The organism is Caldimonas sp. (genome assembly GCF_046291045.1).
Lineage (GTDB): Bacteria > Pseudomonadota > Gammaproteobacteria > Burkholderiales > Burkholderiaceae_C > Caldimonas.
Genome location: NZ_JBKBSL010000011.1, coordinates 78,184 through 93,898 on the forward strand (window position 1 = coordinate 78,184; position 15,715 = coordinate 93,898).

The following is a 15,715-nucleotide window of genomic DNA, read 5'->3' on the forward strand; positions in this document are numbered from 1 at the left end:
CATGATCTCCACCAATAACATCACACGAGGTCATCCATATCGCCGTTACCGCGGCATCGGTCTGGTGGAACTGATGATCGCATTGACACTAGGCCTGTTCCTCATGGCCGGCGTCATCAGCATCTTCATCACCAACCGCCAGGCGTTCCGTACAACGGAGCAGTTATCGCGCATGCAGGAAAGCGCCCGCACCGCGTTCGAGCTAATGGCACGCAGCCTGCGCGAGGCAGGCGGAACCCCCTGCGGTCGTGGAGTGCCCACTGGCAATGTCGTCAACGGCGCGGGCACCACCTGGTGGGCCAACTGGGCCGACGGCCTGCGAGGCTATGACGACGCCGTCGCCGCGGGCGGTGTCGCTTTCGGGACCGGCACCGGCCAGCGCATCAACGGCACCGACGCGTTCTTCTCCATCTATGCCAACGCCAACACAGGCAATCCGATCACGAATCACAACCCCACCGCCGCCTCGTTCCAACTGAATTCCGCGGGACATGATCTGGTCGACGGGGACATCGTGCTGGCTTGCGACTACCGGCAGGCTGCCATCTTCCAGCTCACCAACGTCAACGCATCAAATGCCACCGTTGTGCACAACACGGGCGTTTCGGGTGTGGCCCCCGGCAACTGCAGCAAGGGGCTCGGCGTCCCCACCGACTGCTCGAGCGTGAACGGCACGGCCTACACCTTCCAGGGAGGCCATCTGGTCAAGCTTTCCAGCGAGATCTGGTATGTGGGCGCCAATGGACGTGGTGGCCGCTCGTTGTATCGCGCCCGGCTGTTCAACAACGCGGGAACGGCCAGCGTGCGCAACGAAGAAATCGCAGAAGGCGTGACGAACATGCAGATCGTCTACTTGGAGGCGAACAACGCCGGAGTGCTGCCCGATGACTATGTCGCCGCCAGCAGCGTCACGTCCTGGCCCCGCGTGGTGGCCGCCCGCATCACCCTGACCCTCCAGAGCCGTGAAGCCGTGGGCACCGATGGCGCCGCCCTGACACGCCAGATGGTCCACGTCGTCAGTTTGCGCAACCGCCTGCCATGAAACCGCAACCTTCACTTCTCCTCCAGCCGGCCACCCGCCCTCGAGGGGCAGCTCTGATCATCTCACTCGTGATCCTGGTCGTGATCACCTTGCTCGGCGTTGCCAGTCTGCGCAATGTGGTGCTCGAAGAGAAGATGGTCACCAACTACTACGACCGCAGCCTGGCCTTCCAGGCTGCGGAAGCCGGTCTGCGCGCAGGCGAGGCGCTGGCGCTGGCCCAATCGCAGCAGATTCCCCCTCACCCGATCGCCATGACTCTGACCACACCGACATCGGCGTCGCAGTGCAGCTCATCGTGCAACGGTGGGGTGTGCTCGGCTCCGGGTCAGTACTGTCATGAGCGGTGGAACATGAGTGGCTTCACCGGCTGGGTCAATCTCACCGGCACCACGCTGACGGCACAGGCCGGCAGTGCGCCTCAGTACTTCATCGAATTCCTGGGTAGCAATTTCCCCTGCGACCCGACCGACCCGGTGAACAACCTGAGCTGCACCCGCTACCGCGTGACGGCCCGCAGCAACGCCGGCGACGGGCGAGCCGTCGTGATGTTGCAGTCGGTCTACGCAACCCAATGAGTCTAAACAAGGGATTCCGATCATGAGCAACCGGCCCTTCCCCCTTCAGCAAGGCCCGAACTGGCGTCAGCGGTTCGCCGTGTCGATCCTCACGGCCTGTGCGGTCGCCACCCCCGCGCTGGCCACCGTGGACTTTCCGCTGACGCCCTTGCAGATCGGCTCGACTGTCCCACCGAACATCATGTTTCAGTTGGACGACTCCGGCTCGATGCAGTTCGAGATCATGCCGGATGAGCGCATCCCTGGCGGAAGCCGGAACGTCTACTACCTGTTTCCTCCACCGACGAACCTCTACGGGGCAGCGACTTATGTGGTCAGCTCCACCAACCAAAGATCGCGGGTGCTCGCGTTCGATTCTGATGCGGTGCATAACGTGCTCTTGCGCTCGAGCACTCATAACACCACCTTCTACAACCCCACCATCACCTACACCCCCTGGCGCCGCGCCGATGGAACGAGTTTCGGCAACAGCCCCCCTCACGCGGCTGCCTGGAACCCTACGAATGCCGCCGCGGGAACAGTCGATCTTCGATCCCAGCAAACGGCAAACGCGCGGTGGTTCACCTGTAGCGACGCGAGCGACACCTCGTGCACGGCAGCAGATGAATCTCAGTCCTACTATCCAATCACCTATTACGTCGAAACGTCGCGAAACTTTGCAAATACCGATCGCCGCAAGTTCGATCAGTATCAGTATCGAAACGGGCGCCTGTGGCGCAAAAACCTGCGTAACGATAATGAATCTGCTGTGGACTCCGTTACCTGGGGGACGGGCGACAATGCCGTCACTCGTACGGCTACCGAGGAAATCCAGAACTTCGCCAACTGGTTCACGTACTACCGTTCGCGCATTCTGGCGGCCCGTGCAGGGGCCTCTCAGGCCTTTGTGAACCTCGGCTCGGGATACCGGGTGGGCTTCATCACCATCAATGAAGCCACGCGCACCGACGTTTCCAGCAACACCCGAACGCGTGCTTACATGCCCATTCCGACGACGGGAGGATTTGAAGGTACGAACAAGGCTGACTTCTACCAGCGCCTGCTGGAAACCCCCATTCCCGCTCAAGGCACGCCTCTGCGCACGGCCTTGGATTGGGCCGGGCGCTACTTCCAGCGCACTGATGACAGCGGCCCGTGGGGGTCTGGTTCGGGCACTAGCCAGGTGACTTGCCGGCGCAACTACAACATCCTGACCACCGACGGCTACTGGAATGACAACCCGGACCTGAGCCACATCGGCAACTCCGACAACACCAATGGCGCGGTCCATCGGTCGGCGCTGCCCAACCGAAGCGACGGCGGCTACACGGCGGCCCGGCCCTATCGCGACGACCATTCCAACACGCTGGCGGACATCGCGATGCACTATTGGAAGAACGACCTGCGGACCGACATGGATAACAACGTGCCAGGCGTGACCGGAGATGCCTTCTGGCAACACATGGTCACCTTCGGCCTGTCCATCGGTGTGCAGGGGTCGCTCGACCCCAACAGCGACCTGCCTTCGCTCACATCTGGCGCCCGAAGCTGGCCCAATCCCACGACGAACGACAGACACAAGATCGACGATCTCTGGCACGCCACCGTCAACTCCCGTGGCGCCTTCACAGCCGCCCGCAACCCGGACGAGTTCCGTCGGGGCCTGGTCACTGCCCTGGCCAACATCCAGGACCGCACCGCATCGGCGTCCAACGTGTCGGCCAACAGCACCCAGCTCAATGAAGGCTCCAGGGTCTACCAGGCCAGTTTCGAGGTCCGCGATAACGAATGGATGGGGGATTTGAAGGCTTTTGCCATCTCCACGTCCGGGCTGAATCCCACCCCGCTCTGGCAAGCGAAAGAGCTCCTGAGAAGCCGAACGCCATCGAGCCGTCGCATCTACACCCACAATGGGTCGGCAGGTACCGAGTTCATCTGGGGCAACCTGAACGCCGCACAGCAAAGCGCGCTCGGCAGTGAGTCGATCGTGAACTACCTGCGGGGCGATCGGTCCCTCGAGTATGACGGCATCGATGCCACAGCCCGCCCCCTGCGGCCCAGGACACAGCTGCTGGGAGACATCATCAATTCGTCCCCGGTCTACAGCACGGACAGCCGAACACTCTTCGTGGGGGCCAACGACGGCATGCTACATGCCTTCAATGCGGACAACGGCTCCGAAGTCTTTGCGTATGCCCCGGGCATGATCGTGCCGCGCCTGCGCGCCTTGTCACAGCGCACATACCTGCATCAGTACTTCGTCGATGGTGAGATCGCGATATCCGAGCGGTCCCAGACGTCAGGACGCAACCTCCTGATCGGCGCCTTGGGCCGAGGGGGGCGGGGGCTTTTCGGACTCGACGTCACCGATCCGGCGAGTTTCTCGGCCAGCAACGTACTGTGGGAGCTGTCGGAGAGCAGCGAGCCCGATCTGGGCCATGTATTGGGCAAACCGATCATCGCGCGAACCAACTCGGGCGACTGGGTGGCATTGGTCGGCAATGGTTACAACAGCGCGAATCTGCGCGCCGTCCTACTGGTCATCCGCCTGTCCGACGGCAGGGTGCTCTCGAAGCTGGATACGGGCATCGGATCCAGCGCCAGCACCAACGGTCTGTCCACCCCTGCAGTCTTCGATGCCGACGGCAACGGCACGGTGGACTATGTCTATGCCGGCGATCTGCTAGGCAATCTTTGGAAATTCGACCTGAGTGGATCTTCCTCCAGCAGTTGGTCGATCGCCAACAGCGGTCTGCCGATGTTCACCGCCATCGGCCCGGATCTTCGACCGCAACCCATCACGTCGAAGCCGGCCGTGGTCGTCAACCGTACCACGACGAGCAGCACATATGGCCGTCGATACGTGCTCTTTGGAACCGGGCGATTCCTGACCGCGGACGACACGACCTCGATGTATGTGCAGTCCATCTATGGTCTGATCGACGAAGACTCGACCATCTCTGGGCGCAGCCAGTTGCGGCAACGCACCATCACCGCCACTGGCATGATCAATGACCGCGCTGTACGCACCTTCTCCACGGCCTCGGCCGGAGACATGAATGGCTTGCGGGGGTGGTACATGGATCTTGTCGCGCCGCCCAGTACACCCGAGGGCGAGCGTGTGGTGTCGGGAGCCGTGGTGGCCAACTTGGCCTACCCCACCTTGCTCGTGGCCTCGATCATTCCCGAGCCCAGTGAATGCAGCAACACCGGGCGGGGCTATCTGAATGCCATTGATCCGTTCAACGGTGGGGCACCGCCGGTGACCATCTTCGATGCCAACCGCGACAATGCCTTCAATGCGTCGGACATGCTCAATGGAGGCATCGTCGGCTCGGTGGACCTGGGCGTCGGTATGGGGACGGAGCCGGTCATCGTGGGCAATCGCGCAGTGCAAGGGGGATCGAATGTGGCCAGTGGCCCCAGGGAAATCGGTCTCAACCTGGGAGGTCCCTCACGGGTCGGCCGCATCTCCTGGCGTGAGATCGTCCGATGAGTCTCGTCGATTCATCCTTGTCGTCTCGGGTCCGAGGAATCATCATGCAACCGTCCCATCCTGAGCCGCAGCCACGCGGCTTCACGCTCATCGAGGTGATGATCGTCGTGGCCATCATCGGCATCCTGGCCGCGATCGCCTACCCCAGCTACCAGCAGCATGTGGTCAGCACGCGCAGGGCAACCGCGCAGAGCTGCCTGGTCGAGTTCGCTCAGTTCATGGAGCGCTTCTACACCACCAACATGCGCTACGACCAAACTGCCGCAACCCCCGCTGTGGCTGTCACGCTGCCCGCGACTCAATGCAGCACCGACTTGACCAACTTTTACTCCTTCGTTTTTGCCGACGGCCAGCCGACGGCCACGACCTACACCCTGGAAGCCCGGCCGCAGGGAGCTCAGGCAGCCGGGGATGCCGGGTGCGGCACGCTGACGCTCACGCATACGGGTGCCAAAGGGCGGACGGGCAGCGCCAATCTGGGTTCGTGCTGGCGCTGACCGGCCGGCACGCCCTCAATCGCATCCCGAGCGGTCAGCCCGTTCCTGCCTGACGCGGCCGGTGGCGCTCATCACCAGTTGCATGGAGGCTCCCGACGATGGCGCACATATCGTGAATGTGCCGGCCAGAAATGCCCCATGGGCCTGAACGGGACGGCCACTGGGGTCGAACAGCACATATCGCTGCATCACACCGTTCACCCGAACCAAGAGGTCTGGTGGCAATTCATGCCATGCCAGGATCTCCTCCCCCTCGTCCCATCGGCCGTTGGAATTCGAGTCCAGGTGAAGCCGCCAGCCCTGATCCCATCGGCCTTCCAAGGGGGTCAGTGCGGTGCGCCGACCCCTGGAAATGGCGGCAGCGCGGGCCAAGGCCAGGTGGGCTTCGAGCTGAGAAAGCGCAGCCTGCACACGTTGGCGGTGCCACCATTGCGCAACAGGGGAGGCGGCCGTGATGGTCAGGATGGCCATCACCGCCATCCCCACAATCAATTCGATCATGGACCCTCCCCGCCCCACGCGGCGCGGTCTCGGATAAGCTTTCATCCTTTCCCCCCTGAGGAAATGGCCAATGTCCGGTCTGTGCCGGTCGTCCCGATGGGGCGCCTTGTCGTGGGCGCTGCCAGCGGTGCATGAAGCTCGGGCGGGAGTCTATGTGGATGCTTCGGTGAGTTCTCTCCCCCAGACAGGTGATCCCGGCGATGCGCGGCACATGCGCGAGGCCCTGGCCCAGGCGGCGCAGGCGCTGCGGGTGTGCCCGCCCAACCCCGCAGTGGGCTGTGTCATCGTGCTGCCCGACGGCCAGCGGGTGGCCGCCCACACGCAGGCCACCGGCCAAGCCCATGCCGAGGCCCAGGCCCTGGCCTTGCTACGTGCGCGCGGGCTGTCGGCCCGGGGGGCGACGGTCTATGTGACCCTGGAGCCTTGCTCCCACCACGGCCGCACCCCCCCGTGTGCCGACGCGCTGATCCGCGAAGGCGTGGCCCGGGTGGTGGTGGCTGTCCAGGATCCCAACCCCTTGGTGGCCGGCCAGGGGATCGAGCGGCTGCGAGCCGCGGGCGTGCAGGTGGACGTCGGCTTGATGGGCGAGCAAGCGCGCGAGCTGAACCTCGGCTTTTTCTCCCGCATGCTGCGCGGCCGCCCGTGGGTGCGCCTGAAGGTCGCGGCCTCGCTGGACGGGCGCACGGCCCTGGACGACGGGCGCAGCCAGTGGATCACCAGCCCCTCGGCCCGTGCCGACGGCCATGCCTGGCGTGCCCGTGCCGGCGCGGTGCTCACCGGCATCGGCACGGTGCTGGACGACGACCCGCGCCTGGACGTGCGCGAGGTGGACACGCCCCGCCAGCCGCTGCGGGTGGTCGTTGACTCCCGGCTGGAGACCCCGCCGACGGCCCGCATCCTGCCGCCACCGGGAGAGGCGCTGATTTACCACGCCGAGGACCACCCGGCCCGGCGCGCCGCCCTGGAGGCGGCCGGTGCCCGGTGCACCCGCTTGAGCGGCCCAGGCGGCAAGGTGGACCTGGGCGCGATGCTGGCCGATCTGGCGCACCGCGGCATCAACGAACTGCACGTGGAGGCCGGGCACAAGCTCAACGGCTCGTTCGTGCGCGAGGATCTGGTCGACGAGTACCTGGTCTACCTGGCGCCCCGGCTCATCGGCCAAGGGCGGGAGATGATGCGCTTTGGCCCGCTGGCTTCGCTGGACGACGCCCCGGCGTTGGCCTTCCTCGACATCGAGCGGGTCGGCCCGGACCTGCGCCTGCGCGCTCGGCCGCCGGGGCGCGATCGTTTCTGAGCAGGCTTGACCCGCCAGACGGCATGCCGACCGGCTCCCTGCGACAATGGGGCCCATGTTCACCGGCATCATCAACGGCATCGGCCGCATCCTCGAGGTCACGCCCCTGGGCGACAGCCCCGCCCATGGCAAGCGCCTGCTCATCGAAGCCCCGCGGGGCTACCTGGACGATGTTCAGCTCGGCGACAGCATCGCGCTCAACGGCGCGTGCATGACCGTCACGAGCTTCGACACCGGCGCTGCGCGGTTCACGATCGACATCTCGGCCGAAAGCTTGGCCAAGACGGCGGGACTGGATGCGCCGGGTTGGGTCAACTTGGAAAAGGCCCTGCGCGCCTGCGACCGCCTGGGCGGGCACCTGGTGAGCGGCCATGTGGACGGCCTGGGCACGGTGACGCACTTTGCGCGCGTGGGCGAGTCCTGGGAGCTGCGCCTGCTCGTTCCGGCCGAGTTGGCCCGGTTCCTGGCCTACAAGGGCTCGGTCACGGTCAACGGCGTGAGCCTGACGGTCAATCGCGTCAACGACCGCCCGGACGGTGCCGAGATCAGCATCAATCTCATTCCGCACACGGTCGAGCACACTACGCTGGGGCGGCTCGCCCCTGGCGCGCGCGTCAACCTGGAGATCGACCTGATCGCGCGCTATGTCGAGCGCATGTTGGGTGCTGCCCAGCCGGCGCTCGACTGAACCCGGCCCCTACAATCCCACCCCTATGCCCATCTCCCCCATTCCTGAGCTTGTCGCCGAGCTGGCCGCCGGCCGCATGGTCATCCTGGTCGACGAGGAGGACCGCGAGAACGAAGGCGACCTGGTGCTCGCCGCCGACCATGTCACGCCCGAGGCCATCAACTTCATGGCCAAGTACGGACGTGGCCTGATCTGCCTGACCCTCACGCGCGAGCGTTGCGAACGGCTGCAGCTGCCGCCGATGGCCACGCGCAACGGCACCAAGCACGGCACGGCGTTTACGGTGTCGATCGAGGCCGCCACCGGCGTGACCACTGGCATTTCGGCGGCCGACCGGGCCCGAACCGTCCAGGTGGCCGTGGCCCGAGACGCCAAACCCTCCGACCTCGTGCAGCCCGGGCACATCTTCCCGCTGCAGGCCCAGGACGGCGGCGTGCTCATGCGTGCCGGCCACACCGAGGCTGGCTGCGACTTGGCGGGCATGGCCGGCCTGACGCCGGCCGCGGTGATCTGCGAGATCATGAACGACGATGGCAGCATGGCCCGGCTGCCCGACCTCGAGGTTTTCGCGCAAACGCATGGCCTGAAGATCGGCACCATCGCCGACCTGATCGAGTACCGCAGCCGTAATGAATCGCTGATCGAGCGGCTGGGCCAGCGATGGCTCAACACGCCGCACGGCGGCTTCGACTGCACCGTCTACCGTGACCGATCGGGTGGATTGCACCTGGCCCTGGTCAAGGGGCGATGGACGCCGCAAGACGAGGTGGTGGTGCGGGTGCATGAACCGCTGTCGGTGCTGGACCTGCTCGATGTGGGCGAATGCACGCATTCTTGGCCGCTGGGCCGGGCCTTGGCCAGGCTGCAGCAAGAGGAACGTGCCGTGGCCGTGCTGCTCAACTGCGGTGAAGGCACCGAGGAGCTGCTGCGCCACCTTGCGCCCGGCCAGACGACCCCGCCGCCGCGCTCGCCGGCGCAGATGGACCTGCGCACCTACGGCGTGGGAGCCCAAATTCTGCGCGACCTGCAGGTCACGAAGATGAAGCTGCTGGGCAGCCCGCGACGCATGCCCAGCATGGTGGGCTACGGCCTGGAAGTGACGGCCTTCATCGGCCCGGATCAGTGAACGACTGCGAAGAAGAAAGGCTCAGGCATGCAAGGCGCTGACAAGGGCCGCCCGGCCCGATTGGAAGGTGAGGATCTGTGCATCGGCATCGTGCAGGCCCGCTTCAATGAATCCATCACAAACCTGCTGGCCCTGCACTGCCGCAATGAACTCGCCGCGCTGGGTGTGGCTGACAAGCATATCGAGCATGTCACCGTGCCTGGCGCGCTGGAAGTGCCGGTGGCCCTGCAGGCGCTGGCCGAGAGCGACCGCTTCGACGCCCTGATCGCCCTGGGCTGCATCATCCGCGGCGAGACTTACCATTTCGAGCTCGTGGCCAACGAAAGCGGTGCGGGCGTCACGCGCGTCTCGCTCGACTACGAGCTGCCCATCGCCAACGCCATCCTCACGGTGGAGAACGAGGCCCAGGCCTGGGCGCGGGCCGCCGAAAAGGGGCGCGACGCGGCCCGCGTGGCCGTGGAAATGGCCAACCTGCTGGAAGACCTGTCGTGACTGCAAGCTCCTCGAAGACCCGCCGTGCACCAGCCAAGTCGGCACGCCGCCGATCGCGCGAATTCGCGCTCCAAGGGCTGTATGAATGGCTGCTCTCGGGTAGCGACCCCGGGGTGATCGACGCTCACGTGCGCGAGCAGGATGGTTTTCCCAAGTGCGACACGGCCCACTTCGACGCCTTGCTGCATGGCTGCATCGTGGAAGCAGCCGACCTGGACACCGTACTGGCGCGCCATGTGGACCGCAAGACCAGCGAGCTCTCGCCGGTGGAGCACGCGGTGCTGCTGATCGGCTGCTACGAACTGCGCCATTGCCTGGACATCCCCTACAAGGTGGTCATCAACGAAGCCGTCGAACTGGCCAAGAGCTTCGGTGGCACCGATGGCCACAAGTACGTCAACGGTGTGCTCGACAAGGCCGCGACCGATCTGCGCCCGGCCGAGGTGCAAGCCGCACGCCCCCCGCGTGCCTGAGGCCTGCCGCCCATGAAGTTCGCCTCGCGCACCGCGCACATCGCGCCCTTTTACGTGATGGAATGCGCCAAGGCCGCCGCGGAACTCGCGCGCAGCCCGGCCTGCCGCGACGAGCCGATGATCTACCTGAACATCGGCGAACCCGACTTCACCGCCCCACCCCTGGTGCGCGAAGCTGCCGAGCGCTGCCTGCGTGATGGCCGCACCCAGTACACCGATGCCCTGGGCCTGCTGCCCTTGCGCGAACGCATCAGCGCCTGGTATGCGCAACGCTTTGGCGTGGATGTGCCCGCACGGCGCATCGTGCTGACGGCCGGGGCCTCCGGCGCACTGCAGCTCGCCTGCCTGGCCCTGGTGGAGCCCGGCGACGAGATCCTGATGCCCGACCCGAGCTACCCGTGCAACCGGCATTTCGTGTCGGCCGCGGAAGGCCGGGCGGTGATGCTGCCCAGCGGCCCCGAACAGCGCTTCCAGCTCAGTGCCGCGGCCGTCGAGGCCGCCTGGACCGAACGCACCCGTGGCGTGCTGCTGGCCTCGCCGTCCAACCCCACGGGCACGTCCATCGCCCCGGACGAGATGCATCGCATCGTCGCCCAGGTGCGCAGCCGCGGCGGGGTCACGATCGTCGACGAGATCTACCTCGGCCTGAGTTACGACGAGGCCTTCGGCGTGAGCGCACTCACGCAGGGCGACGATGTCGTCACGATCAACAGCTTCTCGAAGTACTTCAGCATGACCGGCTGGCGCCTGGGCTGGATGGTGGTGCCCGAGCCCATGGTCGCCGTGGTCGAGAAGCTCGCGCAGAACCTTTACATCTGCCCGTCCGCCGTGGCGCAGCATGCGGCATTGGCCTGCTTCGAGCCCGAGAGCCTGGCCGAGTATGAACGCCGCCGTGCCGAGTTCCGCGCCCGGCGCGACTTCCTCGTGCCCGCCCTCAACCGCCTGGGGCTGACCGTGCCGGTGATGCCCGATGGTGCCTTCTACGCCTGGGCCGACTGCTCGGCCTTCGCGCCCGACAGCTGGGACCACGCCTTCGAGCTGATGCACCGCGCCCACCTGGCCATCACCCCGGGGCGGGATTTCGGCCAGGCCGACACGAAGCGCTACCTGCGCCTGTCCTATGCCACGGCCATGGCCCAGCTCGAGGAAGCCGTCGCCCGGCTGCAACGCTGCCTGTGAGGCCCCCCGGGGCCGGGCTTCGCCCAGACCGGGACACACAACTTACCGCCGGAAGCACTTTTCGCGGGCATTTCTCACACTGGGCTCGCGCGACTCGCCTCGGGCTTGGTCTAAGCTGCGCACGTGGATTTCCAGAAGACCATCTTCGCCTTGACCCCGGAGCAAGCCCGGTCGCGGCGCTCGCGCGCCGGGCAGGATTCGTCGCAGTCTTTCGATTCCACCCAGCAGCTCGACACTGCCCACGGTTCACTGTTTGGCGAACCCGAGGGGCCCATGGGAGGCCCTGGATCGAGCCGGGCCGGCCCGGCATCGATCCCCCCTGACGAGCTGCCCACGATCGGCCACATTGGGCGCTACGCGCTGAAGTACCGCCTGGGCGAAGGCGGGCTCGGCACGGTCTATGCCGCCCAGGATCCGCTGCTGTCGCGTCTGGTGGCCATCAAGACCCTGGGGCTGGAGCTATCTGCCGAGGCCCGCGAGCGCTTCCACAGCCTCTTCCTGAACGAGGCCCGCGCGGTGGCCAGCCTCAACCATCCGCACATCGTCACCGTCTTCGATGCCGGCACCAGCCCGCAAGGGGCCTACATCGCGATGGAGCTGCTCAAGGGCAAGGATCTGCGTCAGCTCCTCAAAGAAGGCTGGCGGCCGCGGCCGGTGGAGGCGGCGCTGATCGTGCGCCGAGCCGCCGACGCCCTGGCTTACGCCCATGCCAAAGGCATCGTCCACCGCGACGTGAAGCCAGCCAACATCTTCATGACCGGCCGCACCCAGCCGAAGGTGCTGGACTTCGGCATCGCGCGCGTGGCCAGCCAGCAGGAGTCAGGCACCGAAGACGACTTCGCGGCCGGCTCGCCCTACTACATGGCCCCCGAACAGGTGCGCCACGACCCGGTGGACCGCCGTTGCGACGTCTACTCGCTCGGGGTGGTGCTGTACGAGCTGCTGTCCGGCGTGCGTCCCTTCCAGGGAGCGACGCTGTCGGAGATCGCCGAGGCGGTGCTGCATCACCAGCCGGCGCCGCTGCACGAACTCAACCCGGCGGTGCCGCCGGCGCTGTCGCAGATCGTCGCGCGGGCGATGGCCAAGGATCCGGAACACCGCTACCGCTCGGCACGGGCGCTGTCGCGCGAACTGCGGCACTGGATCGAGGAACAAGCCGACGCCGAGGAGCACGACGACACCTTGGCCCGCGAACACCACCGCCGGCGCCTGGGCCGGCTGGCGCTGGCCGTGGCGGCCGGCGTGTCTGCCGGTGCGGCCTTGTGGCTGAGCCTGGCCTGGTGGACCGACGAGCCAGTCGCAGCCACCCCGCCCGCCGCGACCCTGCCCGCACCGGCCCCGTTGCCCGACCCGGCAGCCAGTGCCGCCCTGGCCGCCGTGGCCGAGACCCCACCCCCCGGGCCTGCGGCCGACATGGCCAGGCCCGAGGACGCGGCCGCCCCCGCCCAGGCGCCTTCGGCTCCGGCCGCGGTCCCGGCAGCGGTTCGTCCCGCGGCGGCCCGCGAGCGCCCGTCCTCCTCCGGGTCTGCCGCCCCCCGCCAGGCCAGCCGCAGTCCGGCCGCCGCGGCAACGACAGGGGCGCCACTGGCCACCGGCGAGGTGGTGCTGGCCATCAGCCCTTGGGGCCAAGTCGAGGTGAACGGAGCCCCGGCCGGCATCGCCCCGCCGCTGAACCGCCTGACCTTGACCGAAGGGCGGCACACGATCACCATCCGCAACGACGCCTTCCCGCCGCACCGGGTGACCGTGACCGTGAGCCCCGGCCAGCCCGTGACCCTGCGGCACAAGTTCGAATCCGCCTCCGGTCCCTGACGTGATGAAAGCCCTGACGAGTACGTTGTTGGCTGCGCTGGCCCTGGCAGGCTGCGCCCCCCTGTCCGTGACACCTTCCGTGGTGGGGGTGACCGAGCTGGCCGCCCGGCCGGCCGAAGGCGCCTTGCTGGCTGGGCTGAGGGCCTACGACGATGCCCAATATGCCGAAGCCGAGCGCCGGCTGAACCAGGCCCTGCAGGCGGGGCTGGCCTCGCCCAAGGACCAGGCCGCCGCCCACAAGCACCTGGCCTTCATCTATTGCACCACCCAGCGCCAGGCCCAGTGCGAGCAAGCCTTCCGGGCCGCGCGAGCCGCCGACCCCAGCTTCGATCTGAGCAAGTCCGAGGCAGGCCACCCGCTGTGGGGGCCGGTCTTCCTCAAGAGCCGGCAGTAAGCCGCGGCCCTTACCGCGCGCGGCGATAATAGCGGTTTTGCCGGCCCGCCCCCGCCGGGCCAGGGCCTGCCCCGTCCATGCCAGCCTCCATCGCCGACCCTGCCTGCGTCGTCCATCGCCATCCGGTGCGCGTTTACTGGGAAGATACCGACGCTGGCGGTGTGGTCTTCTACGCCAACTACCTCAAGTTCTTCGAGCGTGCGCGCACCGAATGGCTGCGCGCGCGGGGGTACTCGCAAGAGGCGATGCGGCGGGAAACGGGTGTGATGTTCGTGGTCACCCACACGGCCGTGCGCTACCTGCAACCCGCCCGTCTGGACGACTTGCTCGAGGTGAGCGTGGCCGTCTCCTCGGTCAAGGCCGCCTCGATGGTGATCTGGCAGCAGGCGTTACGTCATGGAACCTTGCTGGCCGAAGGTGAGATCAGAATCGGGTGCGTCGATGCGCAGACCCTGCGCCCGCAACGCATCCCCAAGGAACTGCTTCAGGAACTCGAATGACCCACCAGGATCTGTCGATCATCCAACTCATCGCGCAGGCCAGCCTCATCGTGCAACTGGTCATGCTGCTGCTCATGTTCCTCTCGCTGGCCAGTTGGACGGTGATCTTCGGCAAGTTCTTCGGCCTGGGTCGCGTGCGCGGGCTCAACGAGGAGTTCGAACGCGAGTTCTGGTCCGGTCGCAACCTGCACGACTTGTACCACCTGGCCAGCGACAACCCGCGCAAGGGCGGGCCGATGGAACGCATCTTCGCCTCCGGCATGCGTGAATTCCTGAAGCTGCGCGAACGGCGCGTCACCGATGCGGGGGCGCTGCTCGACGGCGCCCGCCGCGCCATGCGCGCCAGCTTCCAGCGCGAGATGGACGCCATCGAGCACCACCTGTCCTTCCTGGCCACCGTGGGCTCGGTGGCGCCCTACATCGGCCTGTTCGGCACGGTGTGGGGCATCATGCATGCCTTCACCGGCTTGGCCAACCTGCAGCAGGTGACGCTGGCCACCGTGGCCCCCGGCATCGCCGAGGCCCTGGTGGCCACCGCGATCGGCCTGTTCGCCGCGATCCCCGCGGTGATGGCCTACAACCGCTTCGCGCGTCAGATCGACCAGGTGGCCATCCGCATGGAGACCTTCATCGAGGAGTTCTCCAACATCCTGCAGCGCAACGTGGGCCAGTGGCCCCAGGGGCAGCCCACGGGCGCGCCCGCCCACTGACCGGGAGTCAGCGATGCCTGCCGTTGCCTCCCGTTCCGGTGCCCGCCGCCGCACCATCAGCGAGATGAACATGGTGCCCTTCATCGACGTGATGCTGGTGCTGCTGATCATCTTCATGGTCAGCGCACCGCTGATCACCACCGCCGTGGTGGACCTGCCCACCGTGGGCCGTGCGGCCGCACCGCCGCAGCGGGTGGTCGAGGTGGTGGTGGGCACCGACGAGGCACTGCGGCTGCGCGTGGACGGCAAGGAGACGGGCCGCACCACCCTGCCCCGCCTTGAGCAGGACGTGCGTGCCGCGATCCAGGGAGTGGACCATGCCCCCATCGTGATCTCGGCCGACCGCAGCGTACGCTACGAAGCGGTGGTCAACGTGATGTCGCGGCTGCGCGCCGGCGGCTTCGAGCGCGTGGGCCTGCTCGTGCGCCAGCAAGGCGGCTGACCCTGCCTTAGGAGCCGTACCGTCCATGACGTCTTCCAGCGAACGCGACGACCTGCTGCCTCCCTCGCCAGACGCCCGCGGCCGTGGTCTGGCGATCGCGCTGGGCATGCACGCGGCCCTGATCGGGGCCCTGGCACTGGGCGTGAACTGGAAGTCCAGCGCCCCCGATGCCGTGGAAGCCGAGCTGTGGGCCGCCGTGCCGCAGGCCGCAGCGCCGCCGCCCGCCCCGGCTCCCGCGCCCCCTCCCCCCCCGCCGGAGCCGGCGCCGGCGCCGGCTCCGGCCCCCCCGCCCCCCGCGCCCGACCGCGAGGCCGAGCTGGCCATCGAAAAGCAGCGCAAGGAGGCCGAGGTCAAGCGCCAGCGCGAGCTGCAGGAAGCCGAACGCAGGAAGCGCGAGGAGGCCCAGCGCCGCGAAGCCGAACGCAAGAAGCAGGAAGAAGCCGAGCGGCTCAAGCGCGAACTGGCCGAGAAGCAGCGGCTCGAGCAGCAACGCAAGGCCGAGGCCGAAAAGCGCC

Annotated in this window: 16 protein-coding genes and 1 pseudogene; 16 read left to right on the forward strand and 1 reads right to left on the reverse strand. The window is 67.0% G+C overall.

Going from position 1 to position 15,715, the window contains the following annotated elements; genetic code table 11:
- Position 1 precedes the first annotated feature (1 nt).
- Genes ACK4ZD_RS06030 through ACK4ZD_RS06045 form a run of 4 tightly spaced genes read left to right on the forward strand, consistent with a single transcriptional unit; the run spans position 2 to position 5,589 of the window.
- Positions 2-1,042 (forward strand): PilW family protein, encoded by a 1,041-nt coding sequence (locus ACK4ZD_RS06030; protein ID WP_409659649.1) that lies wholly within the window; start codon positions 2-4, stop codon positions 1,040-1,042.
- The gene (locus tag ACK4ZD_RS06035) at positions 1,039-1,617 is read left to right on the forward strand and encodes a PilX N-terminal domain-containing pilus assembly protein (protein ID WP_409659650.1); all 579 of its coding nucleotides are present in this window, start codon (positions 1,039-1,041) and stop codon (positions 1,615-1,617) included. The genes ACK4ZD_RS06030 and ACK4ZD_RS06035 overlap by 4 nt, the downstream gene beginning before the upstream one ends.
- A gap of 22 nt (positions 1,618-1,639) precedes the next feature.
- Positions 1,640-5,092: a pilus assembly protein gene (locus ACK4ZD_RS06040; protein WP_409659652.1), complete on the forward strand. Its 3,453-nt coding sequence runs from the start codon at positions 1,640-1,642 to the stop codon at positions 5,090-5,092.
- A 44-nt stretch (positions 5,093-5,136) separates the two neighbouring features.
- Positions 5,137-5,589: a type IV pilin protein gene (locus ACK4ZD_RS06045; protein WP_409659653.1), complete on the forward strand. Its 453-nt coding sequence runs from the start codon at positions 5,137-5,139 to the stop codon at positions 5,587-5,589.
- Positions 5,590-5,604: 15 nt separating this feature from the next.
- Here the strand turns inward: ACK4ZD_RS06045 and ACK4ZD_RS06050 are convergent, their stop codons facing one another.
- Entirely contained in the window at positions 5,605-6,060 is a 456-nt protein-coding gene (locus ACK4ZD_RS06050) for a GspH/FimT family protein (RefSeq protein WP_409659655.1), read from the reverse strand.
- Between the two features lie 241 nt (positions 6,061-6,301).
- On the opposite strand from ACK4ZD_RS06050, the gene ribD reads away from it, so the two are divergent.
- The 12 genes and pseudogenes from ribD to ACK4ZD_RS06110 all read left to right on the forward strand — a co-directional run.
- A complete protein-coding gene (gene ribD / locus ACK4ZD_RS06055; protein WP_409659680.1) occupies positions 6,302-7,384 on the forward strand; it encodes a bifunctional diaminohydroxyphosphoribosylaminopyrimidine deaminase/5-amino-6-(5-phosphoribosylamino)uracil reductase RibD in 1,083 nt (360 codons plus the stop codon).
- Positions 7,385-7,439: 55 nt separating this feature from the next.
- On the forward strand, positions 7,440-8,072 hold the full coding sequence (locus ACK4ZD_RS06060) for a riboflavin synthase (RefSeq protein ID WP_409659657.1): 633 nt from the start codon (positions 7,440-7,442) through the stop codon (positions 8,070-8,072).
- A gap of 25 nt (positions 8,073-8,097) precedes the next feature.
- Positions 8,098-9,198 carry a bifunctional 3,4-dihydroxy-2-butanone-4-phosphate synthase/GTP cyclohydrolase II gene (ribBA, locus tag ACK4ZD_RS06065; protein WP_409659658.1) on the forward strand — a complete coding sequence of 367 codons (1,101 nt, stop codon included), beginning with the start codon at positions 8,098-8,100 and terminating at the stop codon, positions 9,196-9,198.
- A gap of 27 nt (positions 9,199-9,225) precedes the next feature.
- Positions 9,226-9,690, forward strand: a complete 465-nt coding sequence (gene ribH / locus ACK4ZD_RS06070; RefSeq protein ID WP_409659660.1) for a 6,7-dimethyl-8-ribityllumazine synthase — start codon at positions 9,226-9,228, stop codon at positions 9,688-9,690.
- A complete protein-coding gene (gene nusB, locus ACK4ZD_RS06075) occupies positions 9,687-10,163 on the forward strand; it encodes a transcription antitermination factor NusB (protein WP_409659662.1) in 477 nt (158 codons plus the stop codon). Before ribH ends, nusB begins: the two co-directional genes overlap by 4 nt.
- 12 nt (positions 10,164-10,175) lie before the next feature.
- The gene (locus ACK4ZD_RS06080; RefSeq protein WP_409659664.1) at positions 10,176-11,342 is read left to right on the forward strand and encodes a pyridoxal phosphate-dependent aminotransferase; all 1,167 of its coding nucleotides are present in this window, start codon (positions 10,176-10,178) and stop codon (positions 11,340-11,342) included.
- A 123-nt stretch (positions 11,343-11,465) separates the two neighbouring features.
- A complete protein-coding gene (locus ACK4ZD_RS06085) occupies positions 11,466-13,154 on the forward strand; it encodes a serine/threonine-protein kinase (RefSeq protein ID WP_409659666.1) in 1,689 nt (562 codons plus the stop codon).
- 4 nt (positions 13,155-13,158) lie between these two features.
- Entirely contained in the window at positions 13,159-13,548 is a 390-nt protein-coding gene (locus ACK4ZD_RS06090; protein ID WP_409659668.1) for a TssQ family T6SS-associated lipoprotein, read from the forward strand.
- 77 nt (positions 13,549-13,625) lie between these two features.
- A complete protein-coding gene (gene ybgC / locus ACK4ZD_RS06095) occupies positions 13,626-14,048 on the forward strand; it encodes a tol-pal system-associated acyl-CoA thioesterase (protein WP_409659670.1) in 423 nt (140 codons plus the stop codon).
- A complete protein-coding gene (gene tolQ, locus ACK4ZD_RS06100) occupies positions 14,045-14,758 on the forward strand; it encodes a protein TolQ (RefSeq protein WP_409659672.1) in 714 nt (237 codons plus the stop codon). Before ybgC ends, tolQ begins: the two co-directional genes overlap by 4 nt.
- Before the next feature lie 13 nt (positions 14,759-14,771).
- Positions 14,772-15,200: a biopolymer transporter ExbD gene (locus tag ACK4ZD_RS06105; RefSeq protein ID WP_409659674.1), complete on the forward strand. Its 429-nt coding sequence runs from the start codon at positions 14,772-14,774 to the stop codon at positions 15,198-15,200.
- A gap of 25 nt (positions 15,201-15,225) precedes the next feature.
- Positions 15,226-15,715 (forward strand): annotated as a pseudogene (locus tag ACK4ZD_RS06110) (protein TolA); the annotation flags it as partial.

Excerpts from the sequence above, each read along its gene's own strand:
- ACK4ZD_RS06030 (WP_409659649.1), top strand. The coding sequence starts at position 2 with ATGATCTCCACCAATAACATCACACGAGGTCATCCATATCGCCGTTAC.
- ACK4ZD_RS06035 (WP_409659650.1), top strand. The coding sequence starts at position 1,039 with ATGAAACCGCAACCTTCACTTCTCCTCCAGCCGGCCACCCGCCCTCGA.
- ACK4ZD_RS06040 (WP_409659652.1), top strand. The coding sequence starts at position 1,640 with ATGAGCAACCGGCCCTTCCCCCTTCAGCAAGGCCCGAACTGGCGTCAG.
- ACK4ZD_RS06045 (WP_409659653.1), top strand. The coding sequence starts at position 5,137 with ATGCAACCGTCCCATCCTGAGCCGCAGCCACGCGGCTTCACGCTCATC.
- ACK4ZD_RS06050 (WP_409659655.1), bottom strand. The coding sequence starts at position 6,060 with ATGGCCATCCTGACCATCACGGCCGCCTCCCCTGTTGCGCAATGGTGG.
- ribD (WP_409659680.1), top strand. The coding sequence starts at position 6,302 with ATGCGCGAGGCCCTGGCCCAGGCGGCGCAGGCGCTGCGGGTGTGCCCG.
- ACK4ZD_RS06060 (WP_409659657.1), top strand. The coding sequence starts at position 7,440 with ATGTTCACCGGCATCATCAACGGCATCGGCCGCATCCTCGAGGTCACG.
- ribBA (WP_409659658.1), top strand. The coding sequence starts at position 8,098 with ATGCCCATCTCCCCCATTCCTGAGCTTGTCGCCGAGCTGGCCGCCGGC.
- ribH (WP_409659660.1), top strand. The coding sequence starts at position 9,226 with ATGCAAGGCGCTGACAAGGGCCGCCCGGCCCGATTGGAAGGTGAGGAT.
- ACK4ZD_RS06080 (WP_409659664.1), top strand. The coding sequence starts at position 10,176 with ATGAAGTTCGCCTCGCGCACCGCGCACATCGCGCCCTTTTACGTGATG.
- ACK4ZD_RS06090 (WP_409659668.1), top strand. The coding sequence starts at position 13,159 with ATGAAAGCCCTGACGAGTACGTTGTTGGCTGCGCTGGCCCTGGCAGGC.
- ybgC (WP_409659670.1), top strand. The coding sequence starts at position 13,626 with ATGCCAGCCTCCATCGCCGACCCTGCCTGCGTCGTCCATCGCCATCCG.
- tolQ (WP_409659672.1), top strand. The coding sequence starts at position 14,045 with ATGACCCACCAGGATCTGTCGATCATCCAACTCATCGCGCAGGCCAGC.
- ACK4ZD_RS06105 (WP_409659674.1), top strand. The coding sequence starts at position 14,772 with ATGCCTGCCGTTGCCTCCCGTTCCGGTGCCCGCCGCCGCACCATCAGC.